This window comes from Pseudomonas sp. BF-RE-25, from assembly GCF_019956105.1.
In the GTDB taxonomy this organism is placed as follows: Bacteria; Pseudomonadota; Gammaproteobacteria; order Pseudomonadales; family Pseudomonadaceae; genus Aquipseudomonas; species Aquipseudomonas migulae.
The window spans coordinates 12,150-29,127 of record NZ_JAHBDB010000017.1; the positions used below are offsets into that span (position 1 = coordinate 12,150).

General features: G+C 58.5%; 17 protein-coding genes. 14 read left to right on the top strand and 3 right to left on the bottom strand.

Features of this window, described 5'->3' with window-relative positions; all coding sequences use genetic code 11:
* The first annotated feature begins 9 nt into the window (after positions 1–9).
* The 7 genes from KGB24_RS09505 to KGB24_RS09535 all read left to right on the top strand — a co-directional run bounded on the left by KGB24_RS09505 (position 10) and on the right by KGB24_RS09535 (position 7,547).
* Entirely contained in the window at positions 10–438 is a 429-nt protein-coding gene (locus KGB24_RS09505; RefSeq protein WP_223415315.1) for a MarR family winged helix-turn-helix transcriptional regulator, read from the top strand.
* On the top strand, positions 435–2,507 hold the full coding sequence (locus tag KGB24_RS09510) for an FUSC family protein (protein ID WP_223415314.1): 2,073 nt from the start codon (positions 435–437) through the stop codon (positions 2,505–2,507). The genes KGB24_RS09505 and KGB24_RS09510 overlap by 4 nt, the downstream gene beginning before the upstream one ends.
* Positions 2,504–2,713 carry a DUF1656 domain-containing protein gene (locus KGB24_RS09515; protein WP_008034684.1) on the top strand — a complete coding sequence of 70 codons (210 nt, stop codon included), beginning with the start codon at positions 2,504–2,506 and terminating at the stop codon, positions 2,711–2,713. Before KGB24_RS09510 ends, KGB24_RS09515 begins: the two co-directional genes overlap by 4 nt.
* Positions 2,710–3,597, top strand: a complete 888-nt coding sequence (locus KGB24_RS09520) for an HlyD family secretion protein (protein WP_223415313.1) — start codon at positions 2,710–2,712, stop codon at positions 3,595–3,597. Before KGB24_RS09515 ends, KGB24_RS09520 begins: the two co-directional genes overlap by 4 nt.
* Positions 3,594–5,042 (top strand): efflux transporter outer membrane subunit, encoded by a 1,449-nt coding sequence (locus KGB24_RS09525; protein ID WP_223415312.1) that lies wholly within the window; start codon positions 3,594–3,596, stop codon positions 5,040–5,042. The genes KGB24_RS09520 and KGB24_RS09525 overlap by 4 nt, the downstream gene beginning before the upstream one ends.
* An 82-nt stretch (positions 5,043–5,124) precedes the next feature.
* Positions 5,125–5,760 carry a hypothetical protein gene (locus tag KGB24_RS09530; protein WP_008034678.1) on the top strand — a complete coding sequence of 212 codons (636 nt, stop codon included), beginning with the start codon at positions 5,125–5,127 and terminating at the stop codon, positions 5,758–5,760.
* A 281-nt stretch (positions 5,761–6,041) separates the two neighbouring features.
* A complete protein-coding gene (locus tag KGB24_RS09535; RefSeq protein ID WP_223415311.1) occupies positions 6,042–7,547 on the top strand; it encodes a YdgA family protein in 1,506 nt (501 codons plus the stop codon).
* 3 nt (positions 7,548–7,550) lie between these two features.
* Here the strand turns inward: KGB24_RS09535 and KGB24_RS09540 are convergent, their stop codons facing one another.
* Positions 7,551–9,077 (bottom strand): apoptosis inducing factor family protein, encoded by a 1,527-nt coding sequence (locus tag KGB24_RS09540; protein ID WP_223415310.1) that lies wholly within the window; start codon positions 9,075–9,077, stop codon positions 7,551–7,553.
* 139 nt (positions 9,078–9,216) lie between these two features.
* Here KGB24_RS09540 and KGB24_RS09545 point away from each other — a divergent pair, with 139 nt between their 5' ends.
* From KGB24_RS09545 to KGB24_RS09565, 5 genes are all read left to right on the top strand, one after another.
* Positions 9,217–9,777 carry a YbhB/YbcL family Raf kinase inhibitor-like protein gene (locus KGB24_RS09545; protein WP_008034659.1) on the top strand — a complete coding sequence of 187 codons (561 nt, stop codon included), beginning with the start codon at positions 9,217–9,219 and terminating at the stop codon, positions 9,775–9,777.
* Positions 9,778–9,864: 87 nt separating this feature from the next.
* Positions 9,865–11,550 (top strand): vWA domain-containing protein, encoded by a 1,686-nt coding sequence (locus KGB24_RS09550; protein ID WP_223415309.1) that lies wholly within the window; start codon positions 9,865–9,867, stop codon positions 11,548–11,550.
* 1 nt (position 11,551) lies between these two features.
* On the top strand, positions 11,552–12,118 hold the full coding sequence (locus KGB24_RS09555; protein ID WP_223415308.1) for an RNA polymerase sigma factor: 567 nt from the start codon (positions 11,552–11,554) through the stop codon (positions 12,116–12,118).
* Positions 12,115–12,681, top strand: a complete 567-nt coding sequence (locus tag KGB24_RS09560) for a hypothetical protein (protein WP_223415307.1) — start codon at positions 12,115–12,117, stop codon at positions 12,679–12,681. The genes KGB24_RS09555 and KGB24_RS09560 overlap by 4 nt, the downstream gene beginning before the upstream one ends.
* Positions 12,682–12,701: 20 nt before the next feature.
* Positions 12,702–12,968: a hypothetical protein gene (locus KGB24_RS09565; RefSeq protein ID WP_008034655.1), complete on the top strand. Its 267-nt coding sequence runs from the start codon at positions 12,702–12,704 to the stop codon at positions 12,966–12,968.
* Between the two features lie 241 nt (positions 12,969–13,209).
* Here the strand turns inward: KGB24_RS09565 and KGB24_RS09570 are convergent, their stop codons facing one another.
* The gene (locus KGB24_RS09570) at positions 13,210–13,503 is read right to left on the bottom strand and encodes a DUF3077 domain-containing protein (protein WP_223415306.1); all 294 of its coding nucleotides are present in this window, start codon (positions 13,501–13,503) and stop codon (positions 13,210–13,212) included.
* Between the two features lie 929 nt (positions 13,504–14,432).
* Positions 14,433–14,633, bottom strand: a complete 201-nt coding sequence (locus tag KGB24_RS09575; protein WP_317851194.1) for a KTSC domain-containing protein — start codon at positions 14,631–14,633, stop codon at positions 14,433–14,435.
* A gap of 377 nt (positions 14,634–15,010) precedes the next feature.
* Here KGB24_RS09575 and KGB24_RS09580 point away from each other — a divergent pair, with 377 nt between their 5' ends.
* Together KGB24_RS09580 and KGB24_RS09585 are read left to right on the top strand one after the other, a co-directional pair.
* A complete protein-coding gene (locus KGB24_RS09580; RefSeq protein WP_191623721.1) occupies positions 15,011–15,178 on the top strand; it encodes a hypothetical protein in 168 nt (55 codons plus the stop codon).
* Positions 15,172–16,857 carry an anti-phage dCTP deaminase gene (locus KGB24_RS09585; RefSeq protein ID WP_223415305.1) on the top strand — a complete coding sequence of 562 codons (1,686 nt, stop codon included), beginning with the start codon at positions 15,172–15,174 and terminating at the stop codon, positions 16,855–16,857. The genes KGB24_RS09580 and KGB24_RS09585 overlap by 7 nt, the downstream gene beginning before the upstream one ends.
* The last annotated feature ends 121 nt before the right edge of the window (positions 16,858–16,978 follow it).

Sequence of the window (16,978 nt, forward strand, 5' to 3'; positions counted from 1 at the left end):
GCTCTCCAGATGAACATCAGCAGCTCCATGGTGGTGGCCGCCCGGCATTGGCGGAAGATCTGCCAGACCACGCTGGTCAACTATGGAATCTCCGAAGCCTGCGCCGTTCCGTTGTTGATGATCGGGCGGTTGGGCGAGGGCGTGCGGCAGGTGACGGTGGCGCAGGCGGCCGGGATGGAGAGCCCTTCGCTGGTGCGGCTGCTCGATCAGTTGTGTCATGCCGGCTACGTTCGTCGCACCGAAGATGCCCATGACCGCCGCGCCAAATGCCTGAGCCTGACCGACACCGGTCGGGAATTGGTGCAGGCCGTCGAAATCGAGTTGGTGCGCTTGCGTAATGAAGTGCTGGAAGGCATCGCCCCGAGTGATCTGGAGGCAGCGTTGCGGGTATTGAAAGCGTTTGAGGCGGCAAACGCTCCGTCGGTGGTGCACCCTTGAGCGGATTTTTTACCGGCGTTCCCCCGGCGCGGGACTGGTTCTACGGCGTGCGCACTTTCGCGGCGTCGATGATCGCGCTGTACATCGCCATGCTCATGCAAATGCCACGTCCGTATTGGGCGATGGCCACGGTCTACATCGTTTCCAGTCCGTTTGTCGGCCCCACCAGTTCCAAGGCGTTGTACCGCGCGGTCGGTACGTTTCTGGGTGCGGCGGCGGCAGTTTTTTTCGTGCCGATGTTTGTTCAGAGCCCCTATGTGCTGGTGATCGTTATCGCGCTGTGGACCGGGATTCTGCTGTTCCTGTCGCTGCACCTGCGTACCGCCAACAGCTACGCGTTGATGCTTGCCGGTTACACCCTGCCGCTGATCGCCTTGCCGGTGGTGGATAACCCGTTGGCGGTGTGGGATGTCGCTGAAGCGCGGACTGAAGAGATCTTCCTCGGCATCGCCGTCGCGGCAGTGGTCGGCGCGATGTTCTGGCCGCGGCGGCTGGCGCCGGTGTTCAACGATTCGGTGAACAAATGGTTTGCCGATGCCTCGACCTACAGCCTGCGATTCCTCAGCCGCAACGTGCAGCCGGACGAAGTCAGCGCGCTGCGCTCGTCGATGGTCGCGACCTTCAACACCCTGGAATTGATGATCGGCCAATTGCCGCACGAAGGCGCGCGCCCGCAAACCGTGCGCAATACCAAGGAACTGCGCGGCCGAATGATTCATCTGCTGCCGGTAATCGACGCGCTCGATGACGCGCTTTACGCCCTTGAGCGGCGCACGCCGGAGCTTGTGGATAAGTTCGCGCCGTTGCTGGCCGCCACCACCGAATGGCTCGACCACAAAGATGCCGACCTCGGTCGCTGGCAAGCGCTGAAAGATCAACTCGAAGCGCTGCAACCCACTGCCGAAGCGCTGGATGATCGCAAGCAATTGCTGTTCTCCAACGCGCTGTACCGTCTCGGCGAATGGGTCGATTTGTGGCAGGACTGCCGCAGCCTGCAATACGCCATACAGTGCGAAAGCCAGGACAGTTGGCGCGCGGTGTACCGGCATTGGCGCCTCGGTCGCCTGTCGCCGTTTCTCGACCGTGGGCTGATGTTTTATTCGGCGGCGTCCACGGTCACCGCGATCATTGTCGCCTCGGTGTTGTGGATTCTGCTTGGCTGGACCGACGGCGGCAGCGCGGTGATTCTGGCGGCGGTGGCGTGCAGCTTCTTCGCGTCGATGGACGACCCGGCGCCGCAGATTTACCGGTTCTTTTTCTGGACGGCGATGTCGGTGCTGTTCGCCAGTCTTTACCTGTTCCTGGTGCTGCCTAACCTGCATGATTTCCCGATGCTGGTGCTGGCGTTCGCCGTGCCGTTCATTTGCATCGGTACCCTGACGGTCAAGCCGCAGTTTTACCTGGGCATGCTGCTGACGCTGGTCAACACCTCGTCTTTCATCAGTATTCAGGGCGCTTACGACGCGGATTTCCTCAGCTTCGCCAATTCCAACCTTGCCGGCCCAGTCGGTTTGCTGTTTGCGTTTGTCTGGACCCTGATCGCCCGGCCGTTCGGCGCAGAACTGGCGGCCAAGCGCCTGACCCGTTGCAGCTGGCACGACATCGTCAGCCTCACCGAGCCGGCCTCCCTGGCCGAGCATCGCCGCTTGGGTGTGCAGGTGCTTGACCGTTTGATGCAGCACTTGCCGCGCCTGGCCATGACCGGCCAGGACACCGGCATCGCGTTGCGCGAAGTGCGCGTGGCGTTGAACTTGCTCGACTTGCTGGCCTACACGCCGCGAGTGTTCGGCGTACCGCAAACATTGCTGCACCAAGTGGTGGCCGAGGTCGGCGAGTATTTCAAAGCCTGCCTCAAGGCTGGCGAACGTTTGCCGGCGCCCAGTGCGTTGTTGATGACCATGGACCGCGCACGCCGCGCGCTGAACCGCGAATGCGATGACGGCGCCCGCCTGCACCTGCTGCACGCCTTGAGCGGCTTGCGTCTGGCCCTGCTGCCCGGTGTGGAATTCCTCGGCACCGGTGACCTCGAAGAACCGCTTCCCCATGGCATCGATGGAGCGCCTTTATGATCGGTGATCTGGATATCAGCGGGGTGTTCCTGCCCACGCTGCTGGTGCTGATGGGCATTACCTATGTGATTTACCTGCTGGTGCACGGGTTGCTGACGCGCCTGCACTTTTACCGTCTGGTCTGGCACCGGGCATTGTTCAACGTGGCTCTCTACGCTTTGCTGCTCGGCGCCGTGGACTCACTCAGTCGATACCTGATGACATGAAAAAACCTTTTCTGACCCTCGGTCGCGTGGTCCTGACCCTGCTGATCGTGACCTTCGCCGTTGTCGTGGTCTGGCGCATGGTGATGTATTACATGTTCGCCCCGTGGACCCGTGACGGACACATTCGCGCCGACATCGTGCAGATCGCCCCGGATGTGTCCGGGCTGATTCAGCAAGTGGACGTGCGCGACAACCAATCGGTGAAACGCGGCCAGGTGCTGTTCAGCATCGATCAGGACCGTTTCAAACTGGCCCTGCGCCAAGCCAAAGCAGCGGTCGCCGACCGTCAGGAAACCCTGGCGCAAGCGCAACGCGAAGCCAAGCGTAACCGTGGCCTCGGCAATCTGGTGCCGGGCGAGCAACTGGAAGAGAGCCAATCACGAGTCGCCCGCGCCGAAGTGGCGCTGATGGAAGCGCAAGTGGCAGTGGACAGCGCCCAGCTCAACCTCGACCGCTCGACCATCCGCAGCCCGGTGGATGGCTACGTCAACGACCGTGCGCCGCGTGCGCAGGAATTCGTCACCGCCGGGCGTCCAGTGTTGTCGGTGGTGGACAGAAATTCCTTTCACATCGACGGCTATTTCGAAGAAACCAAACTGGACGGCATCCAAGTTGGCCAGAGCGTCGACATTCGCGTGATCGGCGACCGCGCTCGTCTGCGCGGGCATGTGGAAAGCATCGTCGCGGGCATCGAAGACCGTGACCGCAGCAGCGGCAGCAACCTGCTGCCGAACGTCAACCCGGCATTCAGCTGGGTGCGGCTGGCGCAGCGGATTCCGGTGCGGATCGCCTTCGACGACGTGCCGGCGGATTTCCGCATGATTGCCGGGCGCACCGCGACGGTGTCGATCATCGACGGCCAGCAGCTGGAGCCGGCCAAATGAGCAGGGCTTCGGGTTTGGCGATTGCCGGATTGAGTTTGCTGCTGTCGGCGTGCCAGACGGTCGGGCCGGATTATCTTCTGCCGGAAGAGGCGGCCGTTCACCGCGAAGATTTTCAGGGCGAACTGGCCGTGGACGGCAAGCCGGTGGTCTCGGCGCCGGTGCCGGCCGATTGGTGGCGGCTGTATCAGGATCCACGGCTCAATCAACTGGTCCAGCAAGCGTTGGCGTCCAACACCGATCTGCGTGTGGCGGCAGCCAGCCTGTTGCGAGCTCGCGCGCAGGTCGATGAAGCCGAGGCCGCCGGTGGCTGGAGCGGTGGCATAAAAATGGGCGCCGAGCGTTTGCAGGAGTCCGGCGAAGCGTTCCTGTTGCCTGAGAAAGTGCCGGTGGCCAACATCGGTGATATCGGCATCAGCGCTTCATACCAGTTCGATCTGTTTGGCACGCTCAAGCGCGGCATCGAAGCCGCCAAGGCCAATGCCGATGCGACCCAGGCCGCCGCCGATACCGCACGTATCACGTTGGTGGCCGATGTGGTGCGGGCCTACACCCAAGTATGTGCGGCCAACGAAGAGCGGGAAATTGCCCAGCACTCCCTCGACCTGCAATCGCAAAGCACCACGCTGATCCAGCGCCTGCGCGATGCCGGTCGAGGCGATGAAACCCAGGTCACCCGTTCGCAAACCCAATTCAAGTCCCTGCGCGCCGAGATGCCGCGCTACGAGGCTGCGCGTCAAGCCGGGCTGTTCCGTCTGTCGATGCTGCTGGCCAAACCGGTCGATCAATTGCCGGACGGCACCGCCAGTTGTGCGCAGCTACCGAAAATCGCGCAATTGGTGCCGGTGGGCGATGGCGCTTCACTGCTCAAGCGTCGCCCCGATATCCGCCAGGCTGAACGTCGGCTGGCCGCTGCGACGGCCGGTATCGGCGTCGCCACCGGTGAGCTGTACCCGGACATCCGCATCGGCGCGACCATCGGCACCGTCGGCATTTTGGAAAACCTCGGCGAGCCTTCGACCAATCGTTGGGGCTTCGGCCCGTCGCTGAGCTGGAGCGTGCCGACCAACGGGGCCCGGGCGCGAATCCGCGAAGCTGAAGCCGTGACCCAGGCGACGCTGGCGCACTTTGATGGTGTCGTTCTCAACACCATACGTGAAACCCAGACCAGCCTGGCGCAGTACTCGGCGTTGTTGCAGCGTCGAGAAGCCCTGGCGGACGCCGAACAATCGGCGAAGCTGGCCGCCGACCAGACGCACCGTTTCTTCCAGGCCGGCCGCGAGTCGTTCCTGGCCGACCTGCAAGCGACCCGCACGTACACCGATGTCACGGCACAACTGGCCGCCGCCAACACTCAGGTTGCGTTGAGCCAGATCGATCTGTTCCTGGCGCTGGGTGGCGGCTGGGAAAGCGGACGAACGCAAGGCTCGAATACCGGCAAACCCTGAGGCCGTTGCTATGCTTTGACTTGATGAGGTCGCGCGTCGAACTCATCAATCAAGGCTCGCGTTGGTCATGGGGATTCCAACAATGAAAAACCCTTATGCTCCCGGCTTCTGGTGCGCTATTGCGGCGTTGGTATTGCTGTCGGCCACCTATTTCTACGGCATCATGCTGGCCCACCAGATCGACAAGGCGCTGGTGTTTCTCGATAGTGCTGCGGCGCTGATCGCGGTGATGGCGATCGTGGTGGTGGCCTGGGCTTCGTTCCAGGGGCAGCGCATCAAAAAAAGACAACTTGAACAAGGCAAGACCCTGGTGCTGATCTGGGACACCAAGGTCGCTTTGCGCCGGGTCGAAACGGTGTTCGATCGTTACTTCTGGGGCAGTTACTGGCAACCGGGGCGCACGTTCCAGGAAGTCATGGGCGAACTCACCGGCACACCGCTGGAAAAAAGCCTCGAAACCTTGAAGAAGCAATGCCTGGCCCTCGACAAACAAGTGTCCGAGGACGACTGGCACTGGTTGAATAACGCCCGTGAACTCTCCGATGTCGCCGCCGCCATGGCACGCGAACGCTATCAGCTGGATTTCTGCGACCCGCGCGCGGACGTGACGGGCGGGGCGGTGATCAATCGGGATTTTGAAGTGCTGGTTTATACGTGGACGGCGCGGCTGAAAAGCTTTGATCATCAGCTGGATGAGATGGAAGTGCAGTATTCCTGATTTTTGTTGGCTGGACTGACGCCATCGCCGGCAAGCCGGCTCCTACAGGGTTCAGCGTAATCCTTGTGGGAGCGAGCCTGCTCGCGATGGCGATTTCATATCCGCCGAAACCCTCAAACCCTCCGCGCGGTCCATAGACACTCTTTAACCTTTAAACATTGGGCCGCCCGGTGCGCCTGATGCTAATCTCCATCGCACTTTTCGCGCAGTCGTGACCGCAACCCGAAATGGGTTCAGGGAAGACGACCACACTCAAACAACGGACATTGAACGGGTCATTCATGAATAAATCAGCAGGCGTGCTTCTTGGAATCGTCGTGGCCATCGGTGCAATCAGCGCCGGCGGTGCCTGGTTCACCGGCACCAAGCTCGAAGGGGTGCTGAACACCTCGATCGCCGACGCCAACAAAGAGCTGCAAGCCGCGCTGGTCGGTTCCAACGGCACCGCGTCGCTGGAACTGGTATCGCTTGAGCGTCACGTATTCAGCAGCACCGCGCACTACCGCCTCAAGGGCGAGGGCGAGATGTTCGGCGAAGCACCGGTCGAACTGCTTTTCACCGACCGCATCGAACACGGTCCGCTGCCGCTCTCGCGCCTGATGTCGCTGAAATTGCTGCCGGTCATGGCCACCAGTCACTACGAACTGGAAAAGACCCCGGTCACCGAGAAGTGGTTCGCCGCTGCCAAGGACAAATCGCCGCTCACCGGCGTGGTCAACATCGGTTATGACAACGCCACCAACGGCACCCTCGAACTGCTGCCGCTGGATGTTGCGCTGGACGACAAGTCTCACCTGAAATTTTCCGGCCTGAACCTCGAGGTCGCCGCCAACGCCCAGGCGCAGAAAGTCAAAGCCAACGGCTACATGGACAACTTCACGCTGACCACCGTGGCTGAAGACCAGACACCGGTGAAAGTCGAATTGAGCAGCCTGACCCTGGCCAGCAATCTCGTCAAAAGTACCTACGGCTTTTACACCGGCGAGAACACCGTCGAGCTGACCGACAGCAAGACCACCTTTGGCGCGCAGCAGTCGGTGCTGGGCATCAAGAAATTTGAAATGAAGAACCAGACCGAAGAGTCGGGCACCAGCGCTTCCGGGCGTGCCGATTACAAGATCGGTGAAGTGTCCCTGAACGGCAAGACGGTCGGTTCCGCACAGATGGCCATGAGCCTGAAGAACCTCGACATTCCATCCACGATGTCGTTGATGCAGATCTACCAGACCAAACTGCAACCGTACGAGAAGGCCGCCGCCGAAGCGGTTGCAGCTGGCGAACCTGCCCCCGAACTGGTCTTGACCCCGGAAGAAGAGGCTCAGGTGAAAACCGGTCTGGAGAAACTGCTGGCAGCCGGCCCGCAAGTGGCTCTGGAAAACCTGTCGTTCACCACCGCCAACGGTGAAAGTCGCGCCAACCTGGTGCTCGACCTGACCAAGCCACAATCTTTGGACCTGACGCCGGATCAACTGATCAAACAGTTGATTGCCCTGCTGGACGTCAATATCCAGGTGTCCAAACCGATGCTGGTTGATTTGCTCAGCGTCCAGAGCCAGATCGACGGCCAGGCCGACGTCAAGGTCGTTGCCGATCAAGCCACGGCCACCGCCGACATGTTCGGCGCCATGGCGGTCGGTACGCAGTTCGCCAGGCTGGACGGCAATAACATCGTCAGCAAACTGCACTACGCCAACAACCAGGTGGAGTTCAACGGCCAGAAAATGACCCTCGAAGAGTTTATCGGCTTTGTGATGAGCAAACTCGGTGGTGCAGGCGTTGTTCAGTAACGCCTAGACGTCCCGAATCAGCCGCCATGCCTCGTCAACCGGCAGCGGCTGCTTCATCTGCTCGGCCAGCATTGCCATCGCCCGCTCTTCATCGCAGGCGATGGCGGCGGTTACCACACCATTCTTGCCGAACAGGCCGATAAAGGGTGGATGGTACGGATCACCCTTGAACTCGACTTCGTCCCAGGCTTCGGCGTGACCGAGGTAGTCGTAGTTCTTGCCGAAGTGCCAGGTCCAGAAGTACGGCACATCCAGGTAATGCTCATCACCGCCCAGCATGTTCATCGCTGCGATCCGCGCCTGTTGTTGCGCCAGGCGCCAATGCTCGATTCGTTGCGGTTGGCCGTTGAGCGGGAAGGTGGCGATATCGCCGGCCGCCCAAAGTCCTTCGGTCACGCGCATCCCGCCGTCGACCTTCAGTGACTGATCCTTTTCCGTTGGCAAATCCTTGAACGGCCCGGTGGCCGGGCTGACGCCAATGCCGACCAATACCAAATCCGCCGGAAAGCGCTGACCGTTATCCAGGCGCACCGCTTCGACCTTGTTTGTGCCTTCGATCTGCGCGGCTTCGCCCTCCGTATGAAACACCACGCCGTGGGCCACGTGGTGGGCAAGAATCGCTTTGCCGACCGTTTCGCCGAACTGTTTGGCGAAGGGCACCGGATGGCGGGCCAGGACGGTGACGTCCAGACCGTATTCGCGTAGCGCCGCAGCGGACTCCATCGCGATAAAGCTGTCGCCGATGATCACTGCCCGTTGGCCGGGTTTGGCGGTGTTCAGAATCCGTTGTGCCTGATCTTTCGAGCGCAGCAAGAACACCTGCGGCAGGTCGGCGCCGGGAATGTCGAGAGCGTTCGGTGTGCCGCCCGTGGCGATCAGCGCGGCGTCATAGGTCAATGTCTGGCCGTCCTTGAGCTGCACCGTCCGGTTTTGTGCATCCAGGCTCGCCACTTCACCGTTTATGCGATCGATGCGTTGCTCGCGATAGAAACTTTCATCGCGCAGTGGCGGGACTTCTTCCGGCGGCATTTCCCCGGCGATCACGAATTTGCTCAACACCGTACGGTCGTAACCGGCGTCAGGTTCGCGGTCGATCAGCAGCACACGGCCACCGAAACCCTTTTCGCGCAGCGCCGCCGCACCCGCCGTGCCAGCGGCGCCGGCACCGATGATCACAAACGTCCGTTCGTCATCGGCCGGCGGGGTGTGAGCATCGTCCAGCGGCTGATCGTCGACCCAGACTTCGTCGTCGCGCACCTCCAGGGGATAGCGCTTGAGGCTGTCCAGCGACGGCGGTTCACAGAGCGCGCCGTCCTCGATCCGGTAAGCGGCCTTGTGCCACGGGCAAATCAGACGCCCGTGGCACAGCGCGCCCTCCGCCAGCGGCGCCCCGGCGTGCGGGCATTCGCCATGATAGGCGCGTATTTGGGCGCCGACCCGCAGCAAGACGATCTTGGTGTCGCCAATCCGGACTTCCAGGCCTCGGTTTTCGGACACATCGGCAAAACGGGCGACGCGGTGCAGTGCCATGATCGTTCTCCAGGCAAGCGTTTCACTTAAGAGTTTGGCGCTTATCCCGAGGTTCAGCCAATTCCTGCTGCCACCGCGCGAACGGTCCGGCTATAGTTTGCACGCCGACCACGGCCCCACCCGCACAAGGTGCTCCGGTATGACCCGATTGACCTCTCTGAACCCTTGGCTGGCGGCCGTTGCCGTCGCCCTTTGCGTGCAGTTTCCGGCGCAGGCCGCAGAACGCTTCACCGTCAGCATTCCCGGTGTCACCGACAACCGCCTGTTTACCTCGGCGGCGGCCAGCGATGCGGCCGGTTGTGGCGGCAAGAACCAGTCCCCGGCCCTGAGCTGGACCGCTGGCCCTGCGGGCACCCAGAGTTACGCCATCGTCATGCACGACCCGGACGGTCAGAAAGGCTTGGGTTCCGACCACTGGATTCATTACGGCATCAAATCCGCGACCCGCCAGATTCCGGCCGGTGTTGGCGCCAAGTCTGCGTTTGAAGGCGTGGGTGGCAGCAACAGCAAAGGCACCATCGGCTACATCGGTCCTTGCCCGCCGGTTGGCGACAGCTCCCACCACTACATCATCCAGCTCTACGCCCTGGACCTCGCTCCAGACGCGTTGCCCGCCGGCCTGACCCGCGCGCAGTTGCTGGAAAAAATCAAAGGCCATGTGCTGAAAAACAGCAGCGTGGTGCGGCGTTATCACCGCTGAAGTTTTTTTCAGCGGGTTTAACCCGAACCGGTGAGGCTGCCCGTCTCAGAGGATGAATGGATCAATTTCCTCCTGAGGTCAGCCCCCATGTCCCTCCCTCTGCATTTCCTCCGCCCGGCCGCCCAGGGTTTCACCGCCGGGTTGCTGCTGGCCGTTGCCGGTTGCGGTGTTTCGTCCAAGCCTGAACCCCCTTCAGTTGCGTCTCCTGCACAACATGAGCTGGTGCGCAGTGAGGCGATCATGGCCGATGCGACCTTGGCCAAACGCAGCGTGAGTCCGGCACCGATGGCAGGTTTTGCGCCTGAATCTGCGCCGCCGGGTTATCAGGATGAGCAGCGCGAGCAGTATCAGGCGCTGGCGGATAACCCGATTCACAGCGTCGCCGAGGCGCCGGTCTCGACCTTCAGCGCCGACGTCGACACCGGCGCTTATGCCAATGTCCGCCGCCTGCTCAATCAAGGTCGCCTGCCACCCGAAGGTGCGGTGCGCCTGGAGGAGATGGTCAATTATTTCCCCTACGACTACGCGTTGCCCACCGATGGCTCGCCGTTTGGTGTGACCACGGAACTGGCGTCGTCGCCGTGGAACCCGCACACCCGCTTGCTGCGCATTGGCATCAAGGCATCGGACCGTGCGGTGGCTGAACTGGCCCCGGCGAATCTGGTGTTTCTGGTGGACGTGTCCGGCTCGATGGACCGTCGCGAGGGGCTGCCGCTGGTCAAAAGCACGCTGAAATTACTGGTCGATCAATTGCGCGCGCAGGACCGGGTGTCGCTGGTGGTCTACGCCGGCGATTCGCGTGTGGTGCTGGAGCCAACTTCCGGACGGGAAAAAGCGAAAATTCGTACAGCCATCGATCAATTGACGGCGGGCGGCTCCACCGCCGGGGCGTCGGGCATCGAGCTGGCTTATCAAATGGCGCAGCAAGCGTTCATCCCCAAAGGCATCAACCGCATCCTGCTGGCCACCGACGGCGACTTCAACGTCGGCATCAGCGACTTCGACAGCCTCAAGCAAATGGCTGTGGATAAACGCAAGACCGGCGTTTCCCTGACCACCCTGGGTTTTGGTGTGGATAACTACAATGAGCACCTGATGGAACAACTGGCCGATGCCGGCGATGGCAACTATGCGTACATCGACAACCTGCGCGAGGCGCGCAAAGTGCTGGTGGATCAGCTCGGTTCGACCCTCGCGGTGGTGGCGAAGAACGTGAAACTGCAAGTGGAGTTCAACCCGGCGCAGGTCAGCGAGTATCGGTTGTTGGGCTATGAGAATCGCGCGTTGAAGCGTGAGGATTTCAGCAACGACAAGGTTGATGCCGGTGAAATCGGTGCAGGGCATACGGTCACGGCGTTGTACGAAATTGTTCCGAAGGGTGAGAAGGGTTGGTTGGAGCTGTTGCGGTATGGCAGCGCTGAGTCAGCCACCTCGGCAAAGTCTGGAGAATTGGCGATGCTGCGTGTGCGTTATCAACTGCCGGAAGGTGGGAACAGTCGCTTGATCGAGCGGCCGATTGCCGTTGGTTCTGAAGGCAAGGCCAGTGATGACCTTAGATTTGCGGCGGCCGTGGCGGCGTTTTCCCAGCAGCTCAAGGATGGGCGTTATACCGGCGATTTCAGCCTGAAGGACACGCAGGCGTTGGCTCGCGGTGCGCGGGGTGATGATCCATTCGGTCTGCGTTCTGAGTTCGTGCAATTGGTGGAACTGGCGCAGAGCCTGCGAACCACCACCGCATCCAACAGCGAACCGGTTAAAGGAGGCTACAACTGACATGTCTGCTCTTGAACCGAGCGACGAATCACTGCTGGCCCGTTATCGCAAAGGCGATGGGCCGGCGTTCGAGATTCTGTACGCCCGTCACCGGCAAGGTCTTTACCGTTTCCTGCTAGGCCTCAGCGGCAAATCCGAACTCGCCGAAGAGGTCTACCAGGACACCTGGCTGAGCCTGATCCGCAGCACCAGTCAGCCACAAGGTCGGGCGAATTTTCGTACCTGGCTTTACCAGATCGCCCGCAATCGCCTGATCGATCACTGGCGCAAACACGGAATCCACAACCCCTTGCACGACAGCTATGACGAACAAACCCACGCCCTGGTCGATGACGCCGCCGATCCCGAGCAACTGCTGAGCCTGAGTCGCGATAACCAGCGCCTCGAATCCGCCCTGCAAACCTTGCCCACCGACCAGCGCGAAGTGTTCCTGCTGCGCGCCCACGGCGATCTCGACCTGCCGCAGATCGCCACCCTCACCGAAACACCGCTGGAAACCGTCAAGAGCCGCTTGCGCTACGCCCAGCAAAAACTGCGTCGGCTGCTGGCCGAGGAGGTACTGACATGACTGACGCCCGCAAAACACCGGAAGACCAGATGCTTGAGCATTTCCGCGAGCATTCGACCGCCGAACCGCCGAGCCATCTTGATGCGTTCATCCTGGCCGCCGCACAGCGTGAAGTCCCAGCGCCGAAGCTGAATCTGTGGCAGCGCTGGGTTCAGGCTTGCCAGAAACCTCGTTGGCAAGTGGCGTTTGCCAGCCTTGTCGGTGTCGCGTTGATGCTGGCGCTGGTGCAACGCACGCCGGAGCAAGTACCGAGTTACGACTTCGCCCCCAAAGCATCCGCACCCATAGCCAAAAAAGAGGCAGCGCAAGCACAGCCGTCAGTTGCGCGCTCTCTGGCCGCCCCCGCGCAGAGCGAATCGATCAGTGTCGAAATGGCTGATGAAGCAAAAGTCAGCAAACGCGTAGCCGCGCCGGTGAAAACCCTGGATGAGCAGTTGCTTGAAGTGGTTCGCCTGCAGAACGCCGGTCAGGCACGTGAGGCGGATGACTTGATGGCGACATTGCACAAACGCTTTCCCAAGGAAAATCTCGCGGCCCGGCTTAAGGAATTGAAGAAAAACTGAGGAATCAGGAGCTCTGCGATTTGGCATCCACCCCCGAAAGCGCGCACTATCGGCCTATAGCCGATGCGTTGGAGGATGCCGTGGCAAAAAAAATCGACCGCATCGCCCAAATGCTCAACTGCCCGGTCAAGGGTGAGGAACTGCGGCGAGCAGTGACCGAGAGTCGTAAGGAATTTCTTCTGGCCAAGCAGGCAGAAGAAGCTCTGGAGGAGGACGTCCTTGATGAAGAAGAGTTTGAGGACGACGAAGACGATGATTACGACGAGTTTGACTGGACGACTGAATGAAAAAAGCCGTTTAGATGGCCCGTTGATGCTCTTCAACTTAATGGTCTGAGCAGCGCAAAAATCCATGAATCTATTGCCGCTAGCTGCAATGACCCATGCCCGGCGATTGTTTCGGCAACCGCGTTTGCTGAGCTAGATGTGCTTTTTGACCAGTTTGAAGCAGAGAACAGTCCTGAATAATGCCCACCCATACATTTGGATGCCCCGAGAATCCGGGGCGATTTTCAAGGGTGGGCGGCCACTATTCTGCGGCTTTTTGATCGCGTGTCAGTGGTCGTCGCGTCAGCACTTTCACCACATCATCAATCACTGCCTTGCTCATCGCAGTGAAATAATGCGCGGCCCAAGCATGGCGATCGGTATCTTTCGCATAGGCTGCGTCCTCGGCGAATGACTTTGCCAGGAATAGAAAATCGGATGCTTGCGCCAAAGCTTTGCTAATAGGGACACCAGCGCTGACATGAAACAGCGGATCGTCTGAGCAGTAGATGCAGGGAGTGAAACCGACGGTTTTTGTTTCTGCTTGTTCAGTCATTTGCGACCTCCATTGAAAGAGGTGCGGTGGGATCGCGACTCGAAATCGCGGTGAGGGGTAATCTGAATTTCGTACGGATTGATGCTGCGCATTGTTCACTTCCTTGATTTTAAGACGTTGCCGCGCATTCGATACCAAGCGAATGGGTGGCAACTGTGCGCAGGTTGGTAAACCGGGGAATCAAGGAAACCGGCACGTCCGAAGACGTCCCACGCACAGCCGCCATAACACAAGATCACAGACGAAAAAAAACGCCTGCAAACGTGTTGGGGGCGCTGTTGCGCCTTTATTCCATCGGGTTACCAAGCCCGGTCGCTGAATTGGCAGCGACGGCGGAAGGGTATCGTGCAGGCGGATCTCCTGCAACCTCGGATATTGGGTGAATGGCAACGGCGATTGTCAGAGCACCAGTGGCCGCTGACTACCCAAGAAACTACCCAAGAAACGCCCAAGAACTACCCAAGAAAATTTGCGACGGCCAGCATGCGACTGACTCTGACGCGCGAGCTCAAATCGAACCGTCAAGTTTTCCTTGACGGTTGCATCGAACCAGTCAGCAGCTGCCGAACTGCCTTCACCCTTTATAGTCACCTACAACACGGCCCCTGTCGGTTGATGCGCTTCGGCACCGAGATTGTTCAGGGCTTTTATTGCCTGCCTCTCTCCACCTACCCATCAATTTTCTCATGGAGTCCATCCGTTTCCCTCCAAGCTGAACTCTCGAGTAAAACGGCGTGATCTTGCATGCGGCAGGTCCATCAAATCATTGAATGCCAGCCCTACCATCTGCCGCAGTTGTCAACTTTTAGTTTACAACTGCCCCGTCAGTCAGCTGGGCACCGTGGAGATGTTTCGGATAGGCAAACACGTGGGCACACACGGTCCACGCTGTTAGTAGGGCCTTGTCTAGAAAAATCACATGCAGCGACCTAGCACTGGTAGCGATCTTTGATGACTCTGTCGAAGTATGAGCCTTTGGAACCTGCCGCCATCAAGCCTTGATGTACGTGTGATGGAACGCGGCAGAAGTCGTACGTGCGTCCTTGTTTGAACGTAATTTTCATCCGGCCAGTGGTGGCGTCGTAGCCCACAGCTGTGATTGCCGATGAGATGACTCGAACCATTTCCATAGTGTTTTCCCCAAATCTGACTCGCAACCAACCAGATAGCTTGGCTTCTGATACTAGCCGAGGACTGACAGTCCACTATTTCGGCACTCCTTGAGTCAGTGACTATTGCCTGTATAAGGGCGCTTAAGCTGCGACGAGATACCGCTCGTCAGCCTAACGAGATAAGGAAATCAGATGTGGTAGCTTGCGTGGCCCTAAAACGCTCACGTATTGACAGCTTGGCGTTTTCCGGTAGGCTGGCGCGTCAGTGCCGGCCTACCGGGAAACGCCAAGCTATACAACAGTGCTCCCAACTTTCTATGCATGGTCTAACATTGTGTTGACGTCACTTACACATTAGCCAGCAGGTGGGACTTTTTTACTAAGGACAATCTCCGATGAGAACTGAAGAACGCGTTGAAACGCCAGTCGCTAAGGTCGCTCGCGGTGAGGAGTCTCGCGGCTCTGTAGTCTTCTCGGATGCATTCGTTGAACGCAGGAAGCAAAAAGAATACCAACACGCGATTAAGCAAATTGCAGAGCGCGCCAAAAAACTCGATTGGTAGTTTTTAATATGGCAACAGGGACAGTTAAAAGCTTTCCTCAAGCAGGAATAGCTGAAAGTATTCGCACTGATCACGATCAAAATCTACAAGAGAAGATTAAGTCTCGTCGCACCAATGAGCTGGTTATTGGCGTTTGCGGTGCTGTTGGTTGCAACCTGCAAGATGTTGTTTCCGAGTTGAAGGATCAATTCGGTGCATTTTCTTATGAAGTCACCATCGTCAAAGTAAGCAGTCTAATCAAAGAACTTGCAGGGAAACACAGTGATCTATCGCCGATTGATATTGGATCAATTGAAAATCTCGATTTTTTTTCGCGCTATACCGCACTCCAAGATCTAGGCAATGATATCCGTGACAAATTTACTGATGACGCATTGGCCATTCAGGCTATTAAATTTATCTCGACCAATCGCCAGGTAAAGATGAATGCGAGTGGTGATGCTATCCCGCCCCGCGCTGTTTATATTGTCGATCAGCTTAAACACCCGGCAGAAGTAGAGCTGTTCCGCTTGACTTACCGGAATGCTTTTTTTCTCGTAGGTGTGATGAGCCCTCAGAGTGCTCGTTTGGAGTATTTGCAAACAGAAGGATTGAGTCCTGTCGATGCACAGAATCTGGTCGAGCGCGATCGCAAAGAGAACCTGACTCATGGGCAGCAACTGGAAAAAACGGTCCACAGGGCTGACTTTTTCGTTAAGCACAGTTTAAAAAACTCTGGAAACATCACCAAGCCCTGCAAAAGGTTTGTTGGCTTGGTTCATGGTGAGAACGGAATTACCCCTACTCGTGACGAAGCGGGTATGTACGCTGCCTACGCTGCCTCATTGAAGTCAGCATGCCTTAGCCGTCAGGTTGGCGCCGCGATTGCTAATGGTTCCGGCGATGTGATCTCTGTCGGTTGGAATGATGTTCCTGCGGGCGGGGGCGGTCTCTATAGCGAAGATTCCGAAAATGACCAGCGTTGTGTTGTGCACGGTAAAAAATGCTACAACGACGATACCAAGCAACGACTGGCCAAAGATATCGTGTCCATACTTTCGAAGGTAAAGAGTAGCGACAATAGCGAAAAACGTAATGAACTGGAGAAAGAAGAGGTTGCTCCGGCGCGTATTTTTGCGAAAGTTGGTGGATTAGATGAGGCTGGTGAAAATAACGCTCTACTTAGCTCCACGGAAGCAGCTCGGTTGGCGCGCCAAATACTCGAGATTACAGCGCTGGGCTCTATTATCGAATACTCTCGTGCCATTCATGCGGAAATGGAAGCAATCCTGAATATTGCTCGAAGTGGAAAAAATTCTACTCTCGGAGCGATAATGTATACAACTACTTATCCCTGCCACAACTGTGCCCGACATATAATTGCGTCCGGAATCTCCCGCGTGGTTTACATCGAGCCATATGAAAAAAGCTTGGCAATGAAATTGCACTCTGATGCGATTTCGATAGACGAGTCTTCTAGCGGAAAAGTTTTATTCGAGAATTTCCAGGGTGTTTCCCCTACGCGTTACACCACTCTGTTCGCATTCAGCCATCGTCGCAAAGACAAAACTGGTCAAGCCGTTCGAATTGTTGGGAAGGATGCTTCACTTATCTCTCACGAGTATCTGGATTCTTATATCGACGTTGAGAGCAAGGTGGCAATCAAAGGCTTAGAAGACAGCGGCGAAGCGCCTAACTAAAAGAATTCGGTCGGTCGCGAACGTTCACGCTTGGCCGGGCGCATGCCAAAGACTGACGAAAAATTGCGGGCTTAAAAAGGCGCAATTCTAATGAGGGCACTGTTGCGTTTAACTCGTCGGG